The organism is Thalassovita aquimarina (assembly GCF_018219815.1).
Classification (GTDB): domain Bacteria; phylum Pseudomonadota; class Alphaproteobacteria; order Rhodobacterales; family Rhodobacteraceae; genus Thalassobius; species Thalassobius aquimarinus.
The window spans coordinates 67,587-84,971 of the sequence record NZ_JADMKU010000016.1; the positions used below are offsets into that span (position 1 = coordinate 67,587).

Below are 17,385 nucleotides of genomic sequence, written 5' to 3' on the forward strand. Positions count from 1 at the left end.
CCTTACCTCGAACATTTGCCTGTTTCGGGGTCAAATTCGGCCAAATCGCCCTGCATTGCAAGTCGCCCCCGTTCTGGTATAGGACGGCGCCTTGAAACCGCGGACAGGATCAGCCCGATGAGCGAGCCCAAGAAACTCTTTATCAAGACCTATGGCTGCCAGATGAACGTCTATGACAGCGAACGCATGGCCGAGGCGATGGGCGGGTCGGGCTATGTCGAAACCGACAGTGCCGACGATGCCGACATGATCCTGCTCAACACCTGTCATATCCGTGAAAAGGCGGCCGAGAAGGTCTATTCCGAACTGGGCCGGTTCCGCGCGTTGAAGGACGAAAAGCCCGACCTGAAGATCGGCGTGGCGGGCTGCGTCGCGCAGGCCGAGGGCGAGGAAATCATGCGCCGCCAGCCGCTGGTCGACCTGGTCGTGGGGCCGCAGTCCTATCACCGGCTGCCCGAGATGGAGGCAAAGGCGCGGCAGGGGGAAAAGGCGCTGGATATCGATTTCCCCGAGGAAGACAAGTTCGAGAAGCTGAAGAACCGCCCCAAGGCGCGGCGCGCCCCGGCGGCGTTCCTGACGGTGCAGGAAGGCTGCGACAAGTTCTGCGCCTTCTGCGTGGTGCCCTATACGCGCGGCGCCGAGGTCAGCCGGCCGGTGGAACGGGTTTTGGGCGAGGCGCGCGACCTGGTCGAACGTGGCGTGCGCGAAATCACCCTGCTGGGCCAGAACGTCAACGCCTATCACGGGCACGGCCCCGACGGGGCCTGGTCGCTGGCAAGATTGATCTGGGCGCTGAACGATATCGACGGGCTGGAGCGCATCCGCTTCACCACCTCGCATCCCAACGACATGGATGACGACCTGATCGCGGCGCATGGCGAATGCAAGAAACTGATGCCTTACCTGCACCTGCCGGTGCAGTCGGGCAGCGACAGGATCCTGAAGCGGATGAACCGCAGCCACACCGCCGAAAGCTACCTGAAGCTGATCGAACGCATTCGCGCGGCGCGGCCCGACATCCTGATTTCGGGCGATTTCATCGTCGGCTTCCCGGAAGAGACCGAGGAAGATTTCCAGGCCACGATGGACCTGATCCGGGCGGTCGAATACGGTCAGGCCTTCAGCTTCAAATATTCCACCCGCCCCGGCACCCCGGCGGCAGAACGCGCCCAGGTCGACGACGCCGAGGCCAGCGACCGGCTGCAGCGGCTGCAGGCGCTGATCACCGAACAACAGCGCGCCGTGCAGGACAGCATGGTCGGGCGCGAGGTGTCGGTGCTGTTCGAGAAACCGGGCAGGCTGCCGGGTCAGATGGTCGGCAAGTCCGATTACCTGCACGCGGTCCATGTCGCCGGCGCCGCCGAGGCCGGGGTGAAGGTGGGCGATATCGCCCGTGTGCGGATCGTCGAAAGCGGGGCGAATTCGCTGGCCGGCACGCTGGTCTGACCGCGACCCGGCTGCGATCGGTTCCGCCGCGAACCGGGGGCGGTCGCCATGGCTGAATTGGAATGGGGCTGAATTGGAATGGATGCCGACCATATGGCGGTATTGTTTCCAGATTCGCCCCAATATGTAGTTAATAAATCTTCACTTACATCACAAAGGTGCTACACTCCGGCCATTCATTTGCGTCGGGACCCGCATAATTAGCTGCCAAAATCGGCGGGCCCGGGGGGTAACAACACGAGGGACAGGGGCTGTGGCGAAAATGATTTCAAAAGCATTTCGTTCTGCTTTCGCTTGCGCCGTCGTTTCGGTCATGGGGTTCACGGGGACGGTGCAATACGCCGCTGCGCAGGATACCGGCCAGACGATCACGGGCGAAAAATATCTTCCGACCATCTGGATCGATCCGGATGGCTGCGAACACTGGGTGATGGATGACGGTGCCGAGGGCTACATGAGCCCGCATGTCAATCGCCAGGGGATCCCGGTGTGCCGCCGTGGCGACGTCTGCGGCGTGATGAACAGCGATCAGCTGTTCGCCACCGACAGCTACCGCGTCGATGCGCGCGGCCGCAAGCGGCTGGAGGATTTCTTCCGCCAGGCGCAGGCGCGGGCTTATGTCATCGCCGGCCATACCGACAGCCGGGCTTCGGATGCCTACAACATGCGGCTCAGCTACAACCGCGCCAACGCGGTTGCCAGCATCGCGAACGGGGTCGGCGCCAAGGTCGTCGATGTGCGCGGCTATGGCGAACGGATGCCGAAAGCGTCGAACGCGACCGCTGCGGGCATGCAGCAGAACCGCCGCGTCGAAATCATCTGTATCCGCTGATCGGGCGAGGGAGAAACGAACATGACTTTTGGGAAAGCCATTACAGCTCTCGCATTGATCGGCGCGCTGGCTGGCTGCGAATATGGCGGCCACGGCAGTGTCGGTCCGGACAAGAGCCGCGACCGCGGCACCGACGCGAAGCATCTCAGCCAGCTGAAGGCGGGGATCTGGGTCGATCCGAACGGCTGCGATCACTGGATCATCGACGACGGCGTCGAGGGTTACCTGTCGCAGCGGCTCGACAAGTACGGCAAGCCAGTCTGTTCCGGCGCGGCGCCTCCGGGCGTGGCCACCGGACCGTTCAAGCAGGGGTCGCCGATCGCCGACCCGCTCTGACGTCGCGGGCGGAAGAGATTTCAAAGCCGCCGGTTTCATCGCCGGCGGCTTTTTTTGTGCAGGTTTGGTGACAAACGAACGCTATATCTTGCGTGTGGCGGCCGAAGTTGGCACCATTAAGATACAGCCAGATGCAAGGAGTCGTGCTTGTCCGACAGCGTGTTGATCCCGCCCACCGATCCCGAAAGCCTCAGCGAAGCGGTTCTGGAATTTCCCGATAACCGTTTGCTCATAGACCTTTGCGGTGAATATGATCGCAACCTGGCGGCGATCGAACAGAAGCTCGGGGTGCATATCCTGCGGCGCGGCAACCAGTTGTCGATTCACGGCGAAACCGGCGCGGTGGCGGAATGCGAAACCGTTTTGCGGGGGCTGTATGAACGGCTTGAAGCCGGGCGCGACGTCGAAAGCGGCGATATCGACCGCGAAATTCGCATGGGCGGGGCGGAGACCGAAACCGATATCCGCGACGGCGACCAGCTGGAGATGTTTCGCGGCGGCAAGGTGGAAATCAAGACCCGCAAGAAACTGGTGGAACCGCGCACCGAGGCGCAGAAAGCCTATGTGCAGAACCTGTTCGCTAATGAAATGGCCTTCGGCATCGGCCCGGCCGGCACCGGCAAGACCTATCTTGCCGTCGCCGTGGGCGTGTCGATGTTCATCGACGGCGCGGTCGACCGGATCATCCTCGCGCGTCCGGCGGTGGAAGCGGGCGAGAAACTGGGCTACCTGCCCGGCGACATGAAGGAAAAGGTCGACCCCTACATGCAGCCGCTCTACGACGCGCTGAACGATTTCCTGCCGGGCAAGCAGACCGCCAAGCTGATCGAGGAAAAGCGCATCGAAATAGCACCCTTGGCCTTCATGCGCGGCCGCACCCTGTCGAATGCCTTCGTGGTGCTGGACGAGGCGCAGAACGCCACCTCGATGCAGATGAAGATGTTCCTGACCCGCCTGGGCGAAGGATCGCGCATGGTAATCACCGGCGACCGCAGCCAGGTCGACCTGCCGCGCGGCGTGTCCTCGGGGTTGCACGATGCGGAACGGCTGCTGAAACACATCCCCAAGATCAGCTTCAACTATTTCACCGCCAAGGACGTGGTCCGCCACCCCCTTGTCGCCGCGATCATCGAAGCCTATGAGGCGGAAGAAGCCTGATCCCTTTTTCTTGGGGAAAATACCCCGGGGGTGTGGGGGCTGGCCCCCACCGGCACGGGTGAGAACAGATGCTAACCGATACGATCCTTGAGGACGACCGCTGGGACAAGGCGGAACTCGAACCGCTGGCAGAGGCGGCCGCGCGCGCCGCGCTCACCCATCTCGGCCTCGACCCGGATCGGTTCGAGATTGCCGTGCTGGGCTGCGATGATGCCCGGATTGCCGAACTCAACGCCGATTTTCGCGAAAAAACCACGGCCACCAACGTGCTGAGCTGGCCATCGGAAGAACGCGGTGCCGAAGCTGACGGCGATACGCCCAACCTGCCCGAAACCGCACCAGCTGGGGCCCGAGAGGGGCCGCCGGAAGAGCTTGGCGATATCGCGATCGCCTTTGAAACCTGCGCGCGCGAGGCGAAGGACGCGGACAAGCCGCTGGCCGATCACGTCACCCACCTGATCGTCCATGCCACGCTGCACCTGCTGGGCTACGACCACATCCGTGACAAGGATGCCACGTTGATGGAAGGGTTGGAGACCGAAATACTTGGCAAAATGGGGCTGCCTGACCCATATATGGAAAAATAGGCGGGTGATGCACCCGTCCAGGTTGGAAAGGTAAGATGGGCGACAGTACCGACGGCTCTTCTATGGCAGCGCGAAGCGCGCAGTCATCGGACAATTTGAAAACCCCCGGTTTCTTCCGGCGTATCCTTGCGGCGCTTGGCCCCGAGGCCCCCGGCGAACGCACTTCCCCGGTCGGGGATCAACATGTCACGTCACTCGAAAGCCGCACGCCGGACCTGCAATCGCTGGGCCGGGTGCGGGTCAACGACGTGGCCATTCCTAAGGCCGATATCGTCGCCGTTTCCGTCGACGCCACCAAATCGGAACTGGTCGAGGCGTTCCGCGAAACCGGTTTTTCGCGGTTGCCGGTCTATGACGGCACGCTCGATACGCCGCTTGGCATGGTGCACCTGAAGGATTTCGCGCTCAGCTACGGCTTCAACGGCGGATCGGACAAGGCGGTCGATCTGCGCGGGCTGCTGCGGCCGCTTCTCTTCGTGCCGCCTTCGATGTCGATCGGCGTGCTGCTGCAGAAAATGCAGAGCGAACGCCGCCACATGGCGCTGGTGATCGACGAATACGGCGGCGTCGACGGGCTGGTCACGATCGAGGACCTGATCGAGGAGGTCGTCGGCGAGATCGAGGACGAACACGACACCGACGAGGACCGCCTGTGGGTGGCCGAAAAGCCCGGCCAGTACCTGGCGCTGGCGAAAACGCCGCTGGATGAATTCGAGGCCGAAACCGGTCTCAGGCTGACCGAGGCCGAAGAGGTCGACGAGGAAGAGATCGACACCCTGGGCGGTCTGGTCTTCATGCTGGCGGGCCGGGTGCCGGTGCGCGGCGAGGTGGTGCAGCATCCATCGGGATTGGAATTCGAAGTCGTCGATGCCGATCCGCGCCGCATCAAGCGGCTGAGGTTGCGGCTGAAAAGCGGCGCGTCCTGACCGGTGCCGCGTCCGGTTTCCCCGCTTTGGGCGCTGGCCCCGCATTTCGAACGCTGGCTCGCCGGGCTCGGCCCGCGTCGCCGCATGGCGGTCGCGGCGGTTTTCGGGGCGCTGGCAGCCACCGGGCAGGCGCCGTTCGACCTGTGGCAACTGGTGCTGGTCGGCTTTGCCGGGCTTTATTCGGTTTTCCTGACGGCGGAAACATCGCGGCGGGCGGGCTGGATCGGCTGGGCCGGCGGGACGGGCTATTTCGCGCTGGCGCTGTCCTGGATCGTCGAACCATTCCTTGTCGATATCGCCCGGCATGGCTGGATGGCGCCTTTCGCGTTGGTTTTCATTGCCGCCGGTCTGGCGATCTTTTGGGGCGCGTCGCTGATGCTGGCGCATCGGCTGGGCAAGGGCGTTGCGGCGTGGATCGCGGCGCTGGCGCTGGCCGAACTTGCGCGGTCCTACCTGCTGACCGGTTTTCCCTGGGCGCTGATCGGGCATCTTTGGATTCCGACCGCGATGGCGCAATGGGCGGCGGTCGTCGGGCCGCACGGTCTGAGCCTGATCGCGCTGGCCGCCGCCGTCGCGCTGCGCCAGCTGTTCACCGCCCATCCGCTGAAGGCGGCCGTTCCGGTGCTGTTGCTTGCCGGGTTGTTCGCGGGGGGATCTTGGCTGGCGACCACCGGTCCGGCGCCGCGCGCGGCGCCGGTGGTTCGGCTGGTCCAGCCCAACGCGCCGCAGCATCAGAAATGGGACCCGGAATTCATCCCCACCTTCTTCCGCCGCACGGTCGAGGCCACCGCGGCCGCCCCGCGCCCCGACCTGATCGTGTGGCCGGAAACTTCGGTCCCGGTCTATCTTGAATACGCCGACGAAACGCTGGCTGTGATCGCGGGGGCTGCCAAGGGCGTGCCGGTGATCCTCGGGGCGCAGCGCGCTGAGGGGCAGCGGATCTACAATGCCGCCGCGGTGCTGGACGCGTCCGGCGCGGTCACCCAGGTCTATGACAAGCACCATCTCGTGCCCTTCGGTGAATACATGCCCTTCGGCGATCTGCTGGCAGGGTTCGGTATTCACGGGCTGGCGGCGAATGAAGGCGCGGGATTTTCCGCCGGTCCCGGTCCGCGGCTGTTCGATCTGGGCGCGCTTGGCACGGCCTTGCCGCTGATCTGCTACGAAGCGGTGTTCCCGCAGGACGTGGCGGGCGCGCCGGAACGGCCCGGCTTCCTGCTGCAGATCACCAATGACGCGTGGTTCGGGCGCTTTTCCGGCCCCTACCAGCACCTGGCGCAGGCGCAGCTCAGGGCGATCGAGCAGGGGCTGCCGATGGTGCGGGTCGCCAATACCGGCGTGTCGGCGGTGATCGATGCGCGTGGCAGGGTCACCGGCAGCCTGCCTTTGGGGCAGGCGGGGTGGATCGACCTGCCGCTGCCCGCCCCGGCAGCACCCACGATCTATGCGCGTATCGGCGATTTATTTGCCGCCGTCGCTATTCTGCTGCTTTTTCTTGCCGTTATTGCAGCTAAGGCGGGTGTCAGGACCCGAAAAGCCAATTGACCAGAGGCATTGGCGCGCGTAACCAATAGCTATCCCCGTCACAACGGCTACCTGGCGTGGCGGGCAGTACACCAATGGAGCACCTTTCATGACACGACAGAACTACATTTTTACTTCCGAATCCGTTTCGGAAGGACACCCGGACAAGGTCTGCGACCGGATTTCCGACGCGGTGCTGGACGCGTTTCTGGCCGAGGAACCAGAAGCCCGCGTTGCCTGTGAAACCTTCGCGACCACCAACCGGGTCGTCATCGGCGGCGAGGTAGGTCTGTCGGATCAATCCAAGCTGACCGAATACATGGGCAGGATCGACGGCATCGCCCGCGACTGCATCAAGGATATCGGCTACGAACAGGACAAGTTCCACTGGAAAACGGTGGAGATCACCAACCTGCTGCACGAACAGTCGGCCCATATCGCCCAGGGTGTCGATGCCGCCGACAACAAGGATGAAGGCGCCGGCGACCAAGGGATCATGTTCGGCTACGCCACCAACGAAACCGACGCGCTGATGCCGGCGCCGATCCAGTTTTCCCACGCCATCCTGCGCCGACTGACCGAGGCGCGCAAATCCGGGGCCGAACCGACCCTGCGCCCGGATGCGAAATCGCAGATTTCGGTGCGCTATGAAAACGGCAAGCCGGTTGGCGTGTCCTCGATCGTGCTGTCGACGCAGCACGCCGAGGAGGATCAGACCAGCGATCATATCCGCGACATCGTCGAGCCTTATATCCGCGAAGTTCTGCCCGAGGGCTGGATCACCCGGGAAACCCAATGGTGGGTGAACCCGACCGGGAAATTCGTCATCGGCGGCCCCGATGGCGATGCGGGCCTCACGGGCCGCAAAATCATCGTCGACACCTATGGCGGCGCCGCGCCGCATGGCGGCGGGGCGTTTTCCGGCAAGGACCCGACCAAGGTGGACCGTTCGGCGGCCTATGCCGCGCGCTACCTGGCCAAGAACGTGGTCGCGGCGGGGCTGGCGGAGCGCTGCACGATCCAGCTGAGCTATGCCATTGGCGTGTCGCATCCGCTGTCGATCTATGCCGACCTGCACGGCACCGGTGATATCGAGGCGGCGGCGATCGAACTGGCGATCCCGCAGGTGATGGACCTGACCCCGCGCGGCATCCGTACCCACCTGTCGCTGAACCGTCCTATCTATTCGCGTACCGCCGCCTACGGCCATTTCGGCCGCGAACCGGAGGCGGATGGCGGTTTCAGCTGGGAAAAGACAGACCTGGTCGAGGCGTTGAAAGCGGCGCTCTGATCGGGCGTTTTCGAGAATAGAAAACGGGGCGGAAAATGGTACATTTTCCGCCCCGTTTTTTTATGAACTCCAGACCCTGCGCAGGGCAGGGCCTTAGTGGGGATTATTCCGCCGGCACTTTGGCTGCGGTGCCGCGATTGTCCAGCGCGTAACGGCCCGCGCCAAGCGCCACGATCATCAACATGCCGCCGGCGATGCTGATATTCTTCATGAAGCTGATGCTCTGGGCCTGCGCTTCCATCCCTTCCATCCCGAGTGACGGCAGGTAGTGGAACAGGATGCCCGACAGCAGGGTGAAGCCCGCCAGCAGGAAGGCCACGATACGGGTTTGCCAGCCCAGCAGCAGCGCGATGCCGCCGCCCAGTTCGGTCAGGATGACCAGCGGCAACAGCGAGCCGGGCACGCCCATCATTTCCATGTAGCCCTGCGTGCCGGCATAGCCGGTGATTTTCTGTACCCCCGCGATGATGAAGATCAGCGCCAGGAAAAAACGGCCCAGCGGCGCGGCATAGGTTTGGTATTGGGTCATCGGAAAAGGTCCTTTCAAGATCTTTGGTCCGCCCATGCCGGGCGTCATGGCCAGCATGCCTTTATGCCCTCGCGCAGAAAATTCGGACAATTTTGACAATGATTGTTCGCGTGCGCACAGTTGCGCAGTGGCGGGGCGGTTTATGCGCGCGTCCGGCGCGTGCTTTGCCATCCGGTGCAAGCAGGCAATTGTGAATCGCGCGCATCCGGGCTAAAGGGCGCGCCATGACCTCTTCGAACAAGCACCCCAAGGCGCCGTGGCGCAATTTCTATGGCCGGATTCATGGCAAGACGATGAATCAGGCGCAGAAGGATTATCTGGACGAGGACCTTGAAGCATTGTCGCCCGGCGCGGTGGGTTGGGAGGAAAACCCCGACCGCACCCCGATCGACATGGCCGCGCGGTTCCACGGTAAACCGGTCTGGCTGGAAATCGGGTTTGGCGGTGGCGAACATCTGGTGCACATGGCCGAGACCTATCCGCAGGTCGAAATCATCGGTTGCGAACCCTTCATCAACGGCGTCGCGATGCTCTTGGGCAAGATCCGGCGGCTGGGCACGCAGAACGTGTCGGTGCATCCGGGCGACGTGCGCGACCTGTTTGACGTGCTGCCCGATGCCTCGATCGACAAGGCCTTCCTGCTTTATCCCGATCCCTGGCCGAAGAAGCGCCATCACCGCCGCCGCTTCGTGACGCCGGAATACCTCGGGCCGCTGAACCGGGTGCTGAAGCCGGGGGCGATTTTCCGGGTCGCGACGGACATTCCCGATTACGTGCGCCAGACGCTGGAAGAGGTGCCCAAGGCCGGGTTCGACTGGCTGGCCGAACGGCCTGACGATTGGCGCGAGCCGTGGGATGACTGGATTTCCACGCGCTACGAACAGAAGGCGCTGCGCGAGGGGCGGGTGCCGCATTACCTGACGTTCCGCAAGCGCTGAGGCCGCTCCGTTCCGAGTGTCCGGGGAACGATGAAAGGGCACATGGACGCCCCTTTGGGATTACGCTATCACACCGTCAGGTAGTGAGGAGAGCACCCATGTCCGGACACGGCACCCCGATCCCGATGACATCGCGCAAATGCGGCCCCCTGACAGGCGAGGCGCATGTGCCGGGCGACAAGTCGATCAGCCATCGGTCGCTGATCCTTGGCGCGATGGCCGTGGGCGAAACCGTGATCACCGGGTTGCTGGAAGGCGAAGACGTGCTGGACACCGCCAAGGCGATGCGCGCCTTCGGGGCCGAGGTGGCGCGCGACGAAGACGGCACCTGGCATGTACATGGTGTCGGCGTCGGCGGCTTTGCCGAACCCGGGAACGTCATCGATTGCGGCAATTCGGGCACCGGCGTGCGGTTGATCATGGGGGCGATGGCGACATCGCCCATTACCGCGACGTTTACCGGCGACGCCAGCCTGAACAAGCGGCCGATGGCGCGGGTGACCGATCCCTTGGCGCTGTTCGGGACGCAGGCGGTGGGCCGCGCCGGCGGACGTCTGCCGATGACCATCGTGGGCGCCGCTGATCCGGTACCGGTGCGTTACGAAGTCCCGGTGCCGTCGGCGCAGGTGAAATCAGCCGTCTTGCTGGCGGGGCTGAACGCGCCCGGGCAGACGGTGGTGATCGAGAAGGAAGCGACCCGCGATCACACCGAGCGGATGCTGGGGGGCTTCGGCGCCGCGATCACGACGGAAGTGACCGATGAAGGCCGGGTCATCACCCTGACCGGGCGGCCCGAGCTGAAACCGCAGACCATCGTGGTGCCGCGCGATCCCTCCTCGGCGGCCTTTCCGGTCTGTGCCGCGCTGATCGTACCGGGATCGGACGTGCTGGTGCCCAATATCGGGCTGAACCCGACCCGGGCCGGGTTGTTCTATACGCTGCAGGACATGGGCGCCGACCTGACCTTCGAGAACATGCGCGAAGAGGGCGGCGAACCGGTGGCTGACCTGCGGGCGAAGTTTTCGCCCGACCTGAAAGGTATCGAGGTGCCGCCCGAACGCGCCGCCAGCATGATCGACGAATACCCCGTGCTGTCGGTGGTCGCGGCTTTCGCGACCGGCGACACGGTGATGCGCGGGGTCAAGGAATTGCGGGTCAAGGAATCCGACCGGATCGAGGCGATGGCGGCGGGCCTGCGCGCCAACGGGGTCGAGGTCGAGGACGGCCCGGATTGGTGGATCGTAAAGGGGCGGGGTCATGGCAACGTGCCAGGCGGGGCCACCTGTGTCAGCCACCTGGATCACCGGATCGCGATGAGCTTCATGGTGCTGGGCATGGCGACAGAGGCGCCGGTCAGCGTCGATGACGGCAGTCCGATCGCCACCTCCTTCCCGATTTTCGAAGGCTTGATGGGGGCGTTGGGCGCACGGATCGAACGCGGTTCCCAATGACCCCGTTCCGGCTGGCGTGGTGGGGGCTGACGCTGCTGGTCGCGGCGCTTTTTGCCGCCCTGCTGGCGCTGGCACTGATCGCGCTTGGCCATGTCGGGCTACGCCGTTGGGGAAGGTTATGAGGCGGGGCAGTTGCCTATGCGGGCGTATCCAGTACGCGGTTTCGGGCGAATTCGGCCCTGCGACCGCCTGCCATTGCTACCAGTGCCGCAAGGCGTCCGGCAGCTATTCCATCGCCGCCCCGGTGCCGGTGGGCAGCCTGAGCATCGAGGGCGATCCGCGCTGGTTCGAATCTTCGCCCGGGACAAGGCGCGGGTTTTGCCCCGATTGCGGGTCCTACCTGTTCTGGGACGAAGGCGACGGGCTGATCTGGGTCAGCCTGGGCACGGTGGACGGGGCGACGGGAACGCGGGTGGAAAACCATATCTTCTGCGCCTACAAAGGCGATTACGAAAACCTGATCGACGCGGTGCCGCACTACCGCGAAGGCTGGTCCAGCGAGGAGATAGAGTGATGCCGTTCACAATTGCGATCGACGGCCCGGCGGCGGCGGGCAAGGGCACCATTTCCAAGGCAGTGGCGGCACATTACGGCTTCGCCCATCTCGATACCGGGTTGCTCTATCGCGCGGTGGGCGCGCGGATGCTGGACGGGGTGGAGCCGATCGAGGCGGCGCAGACCCTGACGTCGAAGGATTTGGAGGCGCCGGACCTGCGCAGCCACGAGGTAGCGCAGGCTGCCAGCAAGGTCGCGGCGATCCCCGAAGTGCGCGAGGCGCTGGTCGATTTCCAGCGCGCCTTCGCGCAACGGCAGGGCGGCGCGGTGCTGGACGGGCGCGATATCGGCACGGTGATCTGCCCCGAGGCCGAGGCCAAGCTCTACGTCACCGCGAGCGCAGAGGTGCGCGCCGGACGGCGCTACAAGGAATTGCAGGGCAAGGGATCGGAGCTGAGCTTCGACGCGGTGCTGGCCGAGGTGAAGGAACGCGACGCGCGCGACAGCGAACGTGCTAGCGCACCGATGAAACCGGCAGCTGACGCGGTGCTGATCGACACGTCGGAGCTGTCGATCGAGGACGCGGTGGCCGCGGCGATCCACGCCGTCGACGCCAAGCGCGCGGCAGGTTAGGCGGTTTCTTCGGCCGCGGCGTCGTAGCGCTGGCGCGCCGCGTCGATATTGGCCAGGTTGTCGATTGCCCAGCGGCCAAGCACGCGCACCGGTTCACTGAAGGATTTTCCCAGCGGCGTCAGCGCGTATTCCACCTTGGGCGGGATCGTCGGGTGATAGGTCCGGCTGATCAGCCCATCGCGTTCGAGTTCCTTCAGGGTCAGGCTGAGCATCCTTTGGGTGATGCCGAGATAGCGCTTGAGTTCATTGAAACGCATGGTTCCGTCATCAAGGGCGATGACGATCATGACGCTCCAGCGGTCGCCGACGCGCGACAGCACGTCCTTGATGCACTGGCACTGGGCCGCGTCCCGTTCTGAATGCGCGGTGGTTCCTTCCGTGTAACCAGGGGTCATGCATGTGCCCTCTTGCGGTGCCTTTGGTATGGATTATGTATCCGGTTCCGATTTTATACCGCCCTATGCGGTCAAGAGCAAACGAAGGACCGATGTCATGTTGAAAGAGAAGCTGAACTGGCGCTACGCGACCAAGAAAATGGATCCGTCGAAAACCGTTCCGGATGAAAAAGTCGATGCGATCCTGGAGGCGATCAGCCTGGCGCCGACCTCCAGCGGGTTGCAGCCCTTCGAGGTGATCGTGGTGAAAGATCCCGACACCCGCGCCAAGCTGAGCGCGGCGGCGATGGGGCAGCAGCAGCTGGTCGAGGGTTCTCACGTTCTGGTCTTCGCCGCATGGGATAACTACAGCGAGGAGCGAATCGACTCCGTGGTTGCCCAGATGGCCGAGGAACGCGGTGCGAGCGAGATGCTGGACGACTATTATTCCAGGCTCAAGGCGCTGTACCTGCCGCGTGAGGAACGGGCGAATTTCGAACATGCCGTCCGCCAGGCCTACATCGCGCTTGGCATCGCCCTGACCGCGGCCGCGTTCGAGGAAGTGGACGCAACGCCGATGGAAGGATTCGATCCCGAAGCGGTCGACGAAATCCTCGGCCTGCGGGCGCGCGGATTGCGTTCGGTTCTGGTGGTGCCGCTTGGCTATCGTCAGGAAGACGGCGACTGGCTGGTCAATCTCAAGAAGGTGCGCCGCCCGCGTGCCCGTTTCGTGACCGAAGTGGCCTGATCCCGCGGGCAGGGGCCTGTTGGTCCCTGCCTTCCGGCCCTGAACCCTTGCAACCCTGAACCGAAGTCTGTTTTGTGCGCGCCAAACAGCTGCGTTTTCCGAAAAGGACAGGATATGCAATCGAGACGACTTGGAGCACAGGGCCCTGAAGTTTCCGCGCTTGGGATCGGCGCGATGAGTTTCGCCGAATTCTACGGGCCGACGACGGACGAAAATTCATATGCCATCATGGATGCGGCGGTGGAGGCCGGGGTCACCCATGTCGACACGTCCAACGTCTATGGCATGGGCCGGTCCGAAAACGCCATCGGGGCGTTCCTCAAATCCCGCGGGACCGCGGCGCGCGATCATTTCGTCATCGCCACCAAGGCGGGGATTTCCAAGGATGCCGACGGCAACCGCTGCTTCGACAATTCGCCCGAACATTTCGAGGCCGAACTGGACAAGAGCCTTGAACGGTTGGGCGTCGAGTGTGTCGATCTGTTCTATATGCACCGCTATCAGGCCGAGCGCCCGATCGAGGAGGTGACTGAGGCGCTGGCGGCGCTGGTCAAGAAGGGCAAGACCAAGTCCATCGGCCTGTCTGAAATCGCGCCGAGCACCCTGCGCCGCGCCGTCGCCGTGCATCCCATCGCCGCGGTGCAGTCGGAATATTCGCTGGCCACGCGGGCACCGGAACTGGGCCTGCTGCAGGCCTGCGAAGAACTGGGCACCGCCTTCGTCGCGTTTTCGCCGGTGGGCCGGTCGTTCCTGACCGACGATCCGATCCCGGCCTCGCGGGTGCCCGAACTGGGTTTCCTGAAGGTGAACCCGCGGTTCCAGCAACCGAATTACGATTACAACATCGCCGCGACCGACAGGTTCCGCGCTCTGGCGGCGGAAATGGGCATGCCGGCGGCATCGCTGGCGATTGCCTGGACCCTGCACAAGGGCGATCACGTTCTGCCGATCCCCGGCACGAGGTCGACCTCGCATTTCGCCGAGCTGGTCAAGGGGACGAACGCGACGCTGACCGCGGACGACGTGGCGCGGATCGAACAGGTGCTGCCGGTGGGCTGGGCCCATGGCGACCGCTATTCGGCGGGCCAATGGGTCGGGCCGGAACGCTTTAGCTGAGCCGGGAAGGCGGGGCCGGACAAACCCCGGCCCGCACGTTCTTGACGGGCCGGGTGTGGGGCCGGAGTTCCGGCACCATGCCGCCTGTCCGAAAGAAGGTTCAGGCTTGCAACTTGGCCTGACAGGATTTATAGAGCCCATTGTCGATAAGGCGTGGAGCCATAAAATAAAGAGATCGAGCAGGGTCGGGATCACCGGCCCTCTTTGTTTTGTGGATGGCCCGAGGACCAACGATTAACCCCAAGACCGGCGGAGACAACCGCATGGCCAGTAACATCGATACTTAGAAGGATAGAAACGCTACATGGCGAATACATCGATGGAGGAATTCGAAGCCCTCCTTAACGAAAGCTTCGAAATGGACACCCCCCAAGAGGGTTCGGTTGTCAAAGGTAAGGTCATCGCGATCGAAGCGGGCCAAGCCATCATCGACGTAGGCTACAAGATGGAAGGCCGCGTCGATCTCAAAGAATTCGCAAATCCCGGTGAAGCCCCCGAAATCGCCGTTGGCGACGAGGTCGAGGTTTACCTGCGCTCTGCAGAAAACGCGCGTGGCGAAGCGGTCATCAGCCGCGAAATGGCCCGCCGCGAAGAAGCCTGGGATCGTCTGGAAAAGGCTTATGCCGACGAACTGCGCGTCGAAGGCGCGATCTTCGGCCGCGTCAAGGGTGGCTTCACCGTCGACCTCGGCGGCGCCGTGGCCTTCCTGCCCGGTTCGCAGGTTGACGTCCGCCCGGTGCGTGACGCCGGCCCGCTGATGGGTCTGAAGCAGCCGTTCCAGATCCTGAAAATGGACCGTCGCCGTGGCAACATCGTCGTGTCGCGCCGCGCCATCCTGGAAGAAAGCCGCGCCGAGCAGCGCGCCGAGGTCATCGGCAAGCTCTCCGAAGGCGACACCGTCGAAGGTGTGGTCAAGAACATCACCGAATACGGTGCGTTCGTTGACCTGGGCGGCGTTGACGGCCTGCTGCACGTCACCGACATGGCATGGCGCCGTGTGAACCACCCCTCCGAGATCCTGTCGATCGGCGAAACCGTCAATGTTCAGGTCATCAAGATCAACAAAGACACCCACCGCATCAGCCTGGGCATGAAGCAGCTGCAGGAAGATCCGTGGGATCTGGTCGCTGCCAAGTACCCGCTGAACTCGGTGCACAAGGGCCGCGTCACCAACATCACCGATTACGGTGCGTTTGTTGAGCTGGAACCCGGTGTCGAAGGCCTGGTCCACGTGTCGGAAATGTCCTGGACCAAGAAGAACGTCCACCCCGGCAAGATCGTTTCGACCAGCCAGGAAGTCGACGTCATGGTTCTGGAAATCGACCAGGCCAAGCGCCGCGTTTCGCTGGGTCTCAAGCAGACCATGCGCAACCCGTGGGAAGTGTTCGCAGAAACCCATCCCGAGGGCACCGAGGTCGAAGGCGAAGTCAAGAACATCACCGAATTCGGTCTGTTCATCGGCCTGCCGGGCGAAATCGACGGCATGGTTCACCTGTCCGACCTGTCCTGGGACGAACGTGGCGAAGACGCGATCCAGAACTACCGCAAGGGCGATGTCGTCAAGGCCGTCGTTTCGGAAGTTGACGTGGAAAAAGAGCGTATTTCGCTGTCGATCAAAGCCCTGGGCGGCGACAAGTTCGCCGAAGCGGCTGGCGGCGTGAAGCGCGGCTCGATCATCACCGTCGAAGTGACCGCGATCGAAGACGGCGGCATCGAGGTGGAATACGAAGGCATGAAGTCCTTCATCCGCCGTTCGGACCTGTCGCGTGATCGTGCCGAACAGCGCCCCGAGCGTTTCTCGGTCGGCGACAAGGTCGACGTTCGCGTCACCAATGTCGACATGAAGTCGCGCCGTCTGGGCCTGTCGATCAAGGCTCGCGAGATCGCCGAAGAGAAAGAGGCCGTGGAACAGTACGGTTCGTCGGACTCGGGCGCATCGCTGGGCGATATCCTGGGCGCAGCCCTGAAGGGCGACGACGAGTAATCGTCGTTCCCGACCGCAAACAACGAGCCCCGCAGCCGCACGGTTGCGGGGCTTTTTCGTGGGGCGCCGGTGGCCGCCCGGCGGGGGACGAACATGATCCCGGACCGCGCCGAATGCGCGAACGAAATCATATGCGAATCAAGGGCTTCTCTGCGCTGCGGCAGGAGGGCGAGGCGGCCTTATGCCGGGAGATGAAGGGCCGGCAGGCGCTCTGATCGGCGGAAACTGGCGCCAAAGGGGGCGAAAATAGCCCCGAATGGGGGTTTTCAGGCCAGCGGCTTGTTTCCCAACCAGATCTTTCTTCCTATAGTCATCGGAAACGCGCTATCGATAGCCAATGCATTTGACTGGGGAGAGATAATCGATGATCCGTTCGGAACTGATCCAGAAAATCGCTGATGAAAATCCGCATCTCTTCCAGCGCGATGTCGAAAAGATCGTGAACACAATATTCGACGAGATCACCGGCGCAATGGCGCGCGGCGACCGGGTCGAACTGCGTGGTTTCGGCGCGTTTTCAGTCAAGCAACGGGATGCTAGGGTTGGTCGGAACCCGCGTACCGGCGAAGCGGTCCAGGTCGAGGAAAAGCATGTGCCTTTCTTCAAGACCGGCAAGCTGCTGCGCGACCGACTGAACGGAAAGTAAATCGCTCATGCGCTATATTCGTTATGCTTTTCTTGCCTCTCTGGGGGCAGTTCTGGTGTCCGTGGCCTTGGCCAATCGCGGCATGGTCAGCCTGTCGCTGCTGCCCGAGGCATTGGCCGAACTGACCGGGCTGTCCTATACCGTCGAACTGCCGCTTTTCGTGGTGATCTTCGGCGGTATCGTCGCCGGCCTGCTGATCGGGTTTTTCTGGGAATGGATGCGCGAATACAAACACCGCGCCGAGGCCAGCCGCAAAGCGCGCGAGGTGCACGACCTGGAACGCCAGCTGAAGCGCGAAAAGCGCCGCGCCGACACCGCCGAGCAGAAGGATGAAGTGCTCGCCCTGCTGGACGAGGCGTCCTGAGTTTCCG

20 protein-coding genes and 1 riboswitch are annotated in these 17,385 nt (G+C 63.4%); of the genes, 18 read left to right on the forward strand and 2 right to left on the reverse strand.

From position 1 onward, the window contains the following. Positions 1–117 precede the first annotated feature (117 nt). The 8 genes from miaB (at position 118) to metK (ending at position 8,100) form a co-directional block, all read left to right on the forward strand. Entirely contained in the window at positions 118–1,446 is a 1,329-nt protein-coding gene (miaB, locus tag IT775_RS15935; RefSeq protein WP_212702217.1) for a tRNA (N6-isopentenyl adenosine(37)-C2)-methylthiotransferase MiaB, read from the forward strand. A 313-nt stretch (positions 1,447–1,759) separates the two neighbouring features. Continuing rightward, on the forward strand, positions 1,760–2,278 hold the full coding sequence (locus IT775_RS15940) for an OmpA family protein (protein ID WP_246525650.1): 519 nt from the start codon (positions 1,760–1,762) through the stop codon (positions 2,276–2,278). A gap of 21 nt (positions 2,279–2,299) precedes the next feature. Next, positions 2,300–2,614, forward strand: a complete 315-nt coding sequence (locus tag IT775_RS15945; protein WP_212702219.1) for a hypothetical protein — start codon at positions 2,300–2,302, stop codon at positions 2,612–2,614. A gap of 147 nt (positions 2,615–2,761) precedes the next feature. Further along, entirely contained in the window at positions 2,762–3,772 is a 1,011-nt protein-coding gene (locus tag IT775_RS15950; RefSeq protein WP_212702220.1) for a PhoH family protein, read from the forward strand. A gap of 68 nt (positions 3,773–3,840) precedes the next feature. Beyond that, a complete protein-coding gene (gene ybeY, locus IT775_RS15955) occupies positions 3,841–4,359 on the forward strand; it encodes an rRNA maturation RNase YbeY (protein WP_212702221.1) in 519 nt (172 codons plus the stop codon). A gap of 35 nt (positions 4,360–4,394) precedes the next feature. Further along, the gene (locus IT775_RS15960; protein ID WP_212702222.1) at positions 4,395–5,285 is read left to right on the forward strand and encodes a hemolysin family protein; all 891 of its coding nucleotides are present in this window, start codon (positions 4,395–4,397) and stop codon (positions 5,283–5,285) included. A gap of 84 nt (positions 5,286–5,369) precedes the next feature. After that, positions 5,370–6,830: an apolipoprotein N-acyltransferase gene (lnt, locus tag IT775_RS15965; protein WP_212702255.1), complete on the forward strand. Its 1,461-nt coding sequence runs from the start codon at positions 5,370–5,372 to the stop codon at positions 6,828–6,830. 32 nt (positions 6,831–6,862) lie between these two features. Beyond that, a riboswitch (SAM-SAH riboswitch) is annotated at positions 6,863–6,912 on the forward strand. A gap of 6 nt (positions 6,913–6,918) precedes the next feature. Further along, a complete protein-coding gene (metK, locus tag IT775_RS15970; RefSeq protein ID WP_212702223.1) occupies positions 6,919–8,100 on the forward strand; it encodes a methionine adenosyltransferase in 1,182 nt (393 codons plus the stop codon). Positions 8,101–8,203: 103 nt separating this feature from the next. On the opposite strand, the gene IT775_RS15975 is transcribed toward metK, so the two are convergent. Further along, complete coding sequence (locus IT775_RS15975) at positions 8,204–8,629, reverse strand: DoxX family protein (RefSeq protein ID WP_212702224.1); 426 nt, start codon at positions 8,627–8,629, stop codon at positions 8,204–8,206. 224 nt (positions 8,630–8,853) lie between these two features. On the opposite strand from IT775_RS15975, the gene trmB reads away from it, so the two are divergent. The 5 genes from trmB (at position 8,854) to cmk (ending at position 12,146) form a co-directional block, all read left to right on the forward strand. Further along, positions 8,854–9,567, forward strand: a complete 714-nt coding sequence (gene trmB, locus IT775_RS15980; protein WP_212702225.1) for a tRNA (guanosine(46)-N7)-methyltransferase TrmB — start codon at positions 8,854–8,856, stop codon at positions 9,565–9,567. A gap of 98 nt (positions 9,568–9,665) precedes the next feature. Then, entirely contained in the window at positions 9,666–11,018 is a 1,353-nt protein-coding gene (gene aroA, locus IT775_RS15985; protein WP_212702226.1) for a 3-phosphoshikimate 1-carboxyvinyltransferase, read from the forward strand. Then, positions 11,015–11,140: a hypothetical protein gene (locus IT775_RS21485; protein WP_281414368.1), complete on the forward strand. Its 126-nt coding sequence runs from the start codon at positions 11,015–11,017 to the stop codon at positions 11,138–11,140. The genes aroA and IT775_RS21485 overlap by 4 nt, the downstream gene beginning before the upstream one ends. Further along, positions 11,137–11,532 carry a GFA family protein gene (locus IT775_RS15990; RefSeq protein WP_212702227.1) on the forward strand — a complete coding sequence of 132 codons (396 nt, stop codon included), beginning with the start codon at positions 11,137–11,139 and terminating at the stop codon, positions 11,530–11,532. Before IT775_RS21485 ends, IT775_RS15990 begins: the two co-directional genes overlap by 4 nt. After that, positions 11,532–12,146, forward strand: coding sequence for a (d)CMP kinase (gene cmk / locus IT775_RS15995; RefSeq protein WP_212702228.1), 615 nt, complete (start codon positions 11,532–11,534; stop codon positions 12,144–12,146). The genes IT775_RS15990 and cmk overlap by 1 nt, the downstream gene beginning before the upstream one ends. On the opposite strand, the gene IT775_RS16000 is transcribed toward cmk, so the two are convergent. Next, positions 12,143–12,541 carry a winged helix-turn-helix transcriptional regulator gene (locus IT775_RS16000; protein ID WP_212702229.1) on the reverse strand — a complete coding sequence of 133 codons (399 nt, stop codon included), beginning with the start codon at positions 12,539–12,541 and terminating at the stop codon, positions 12,143–12,145. The genes cmk and IT775_RS16000 overlap by 4 nt on opposite strands. A 97-nt stretch (positions 12,542–12,638) precedes the next feature. Here IT775_RS16000 and IT775_RS16005 point away from each other — a divergent pair, with 97 nt between their 5' ends. The 5 genes from IT775_RS16005 to IT775_RS16025 all read left to right on the forward strand — a co-directional run bounded on the left by IT775_RS16005 (position 12,639) and on the right by IT775_RS16025 (position 17,378). Further along, positions 12,639–13,268 carry an NAD(P)H-dependent oxidoreductase gene (locus IT775_RS16005; RefSeq protein WP_212702230.1) on the forward strand — a complete coding sequence of 210 codons (630 nt, stop codon included), beginning with the start codon at positions 12,639–12,641 and terminating at the stop codon, positions 13,266–13,268. A gap of 114 nt (positions 13,269–13,382) precedes the next feature. Then, entirely contained in the window at positions 13,383–14,384 is a 1,002-nt protein-coding gene (locus tag IT775_RS16010; RefSeq protein WP_212702231.1) for an aldo/keto reductase, read from the forward strand. 304 nt (positions 14,385–14,688) lie between these two features. Further along, positions 14,689–16,368 (forward strand): 30S ribosomal protein S1, encoded by a 1,680-nt coding sequence (rpsA, locus tag IT775_RS16015; protein WP_212702232.1) that lies wholly within the window; start codon positions 14,689–14,691, stop codon positions 16,366–16,368. Positions 16,369–16,732: 364 nt separating this feature from the next. Then, positions 16,733–17,014: an integration host factor subunit beta gene (gene ihfB, locus IT775_RS16020; RefSeq protein WP_212702233.1), complete on the forward strand. Its 282-nt coding sequence runs from the start codon at positions 16,733–16,735 to the stop codon at positions 17,012–17,014. A gap of 7 nt (positions 17,015–17,021) precedes the next feature. Then, positions 17,022–17,378: a lipopolysaccharide assembly protein LapA domain-containing protein gene (locus IT775_RS16025; protein WP_212702234.1), complete on the forward strand. Its 357-nt coding sequence runs from the start codon at positions 17,022–17,024 to the stop codon at positions 17,376–17,378. Positions 17,379–17,385: the final 7 nt, after the last annotated feature.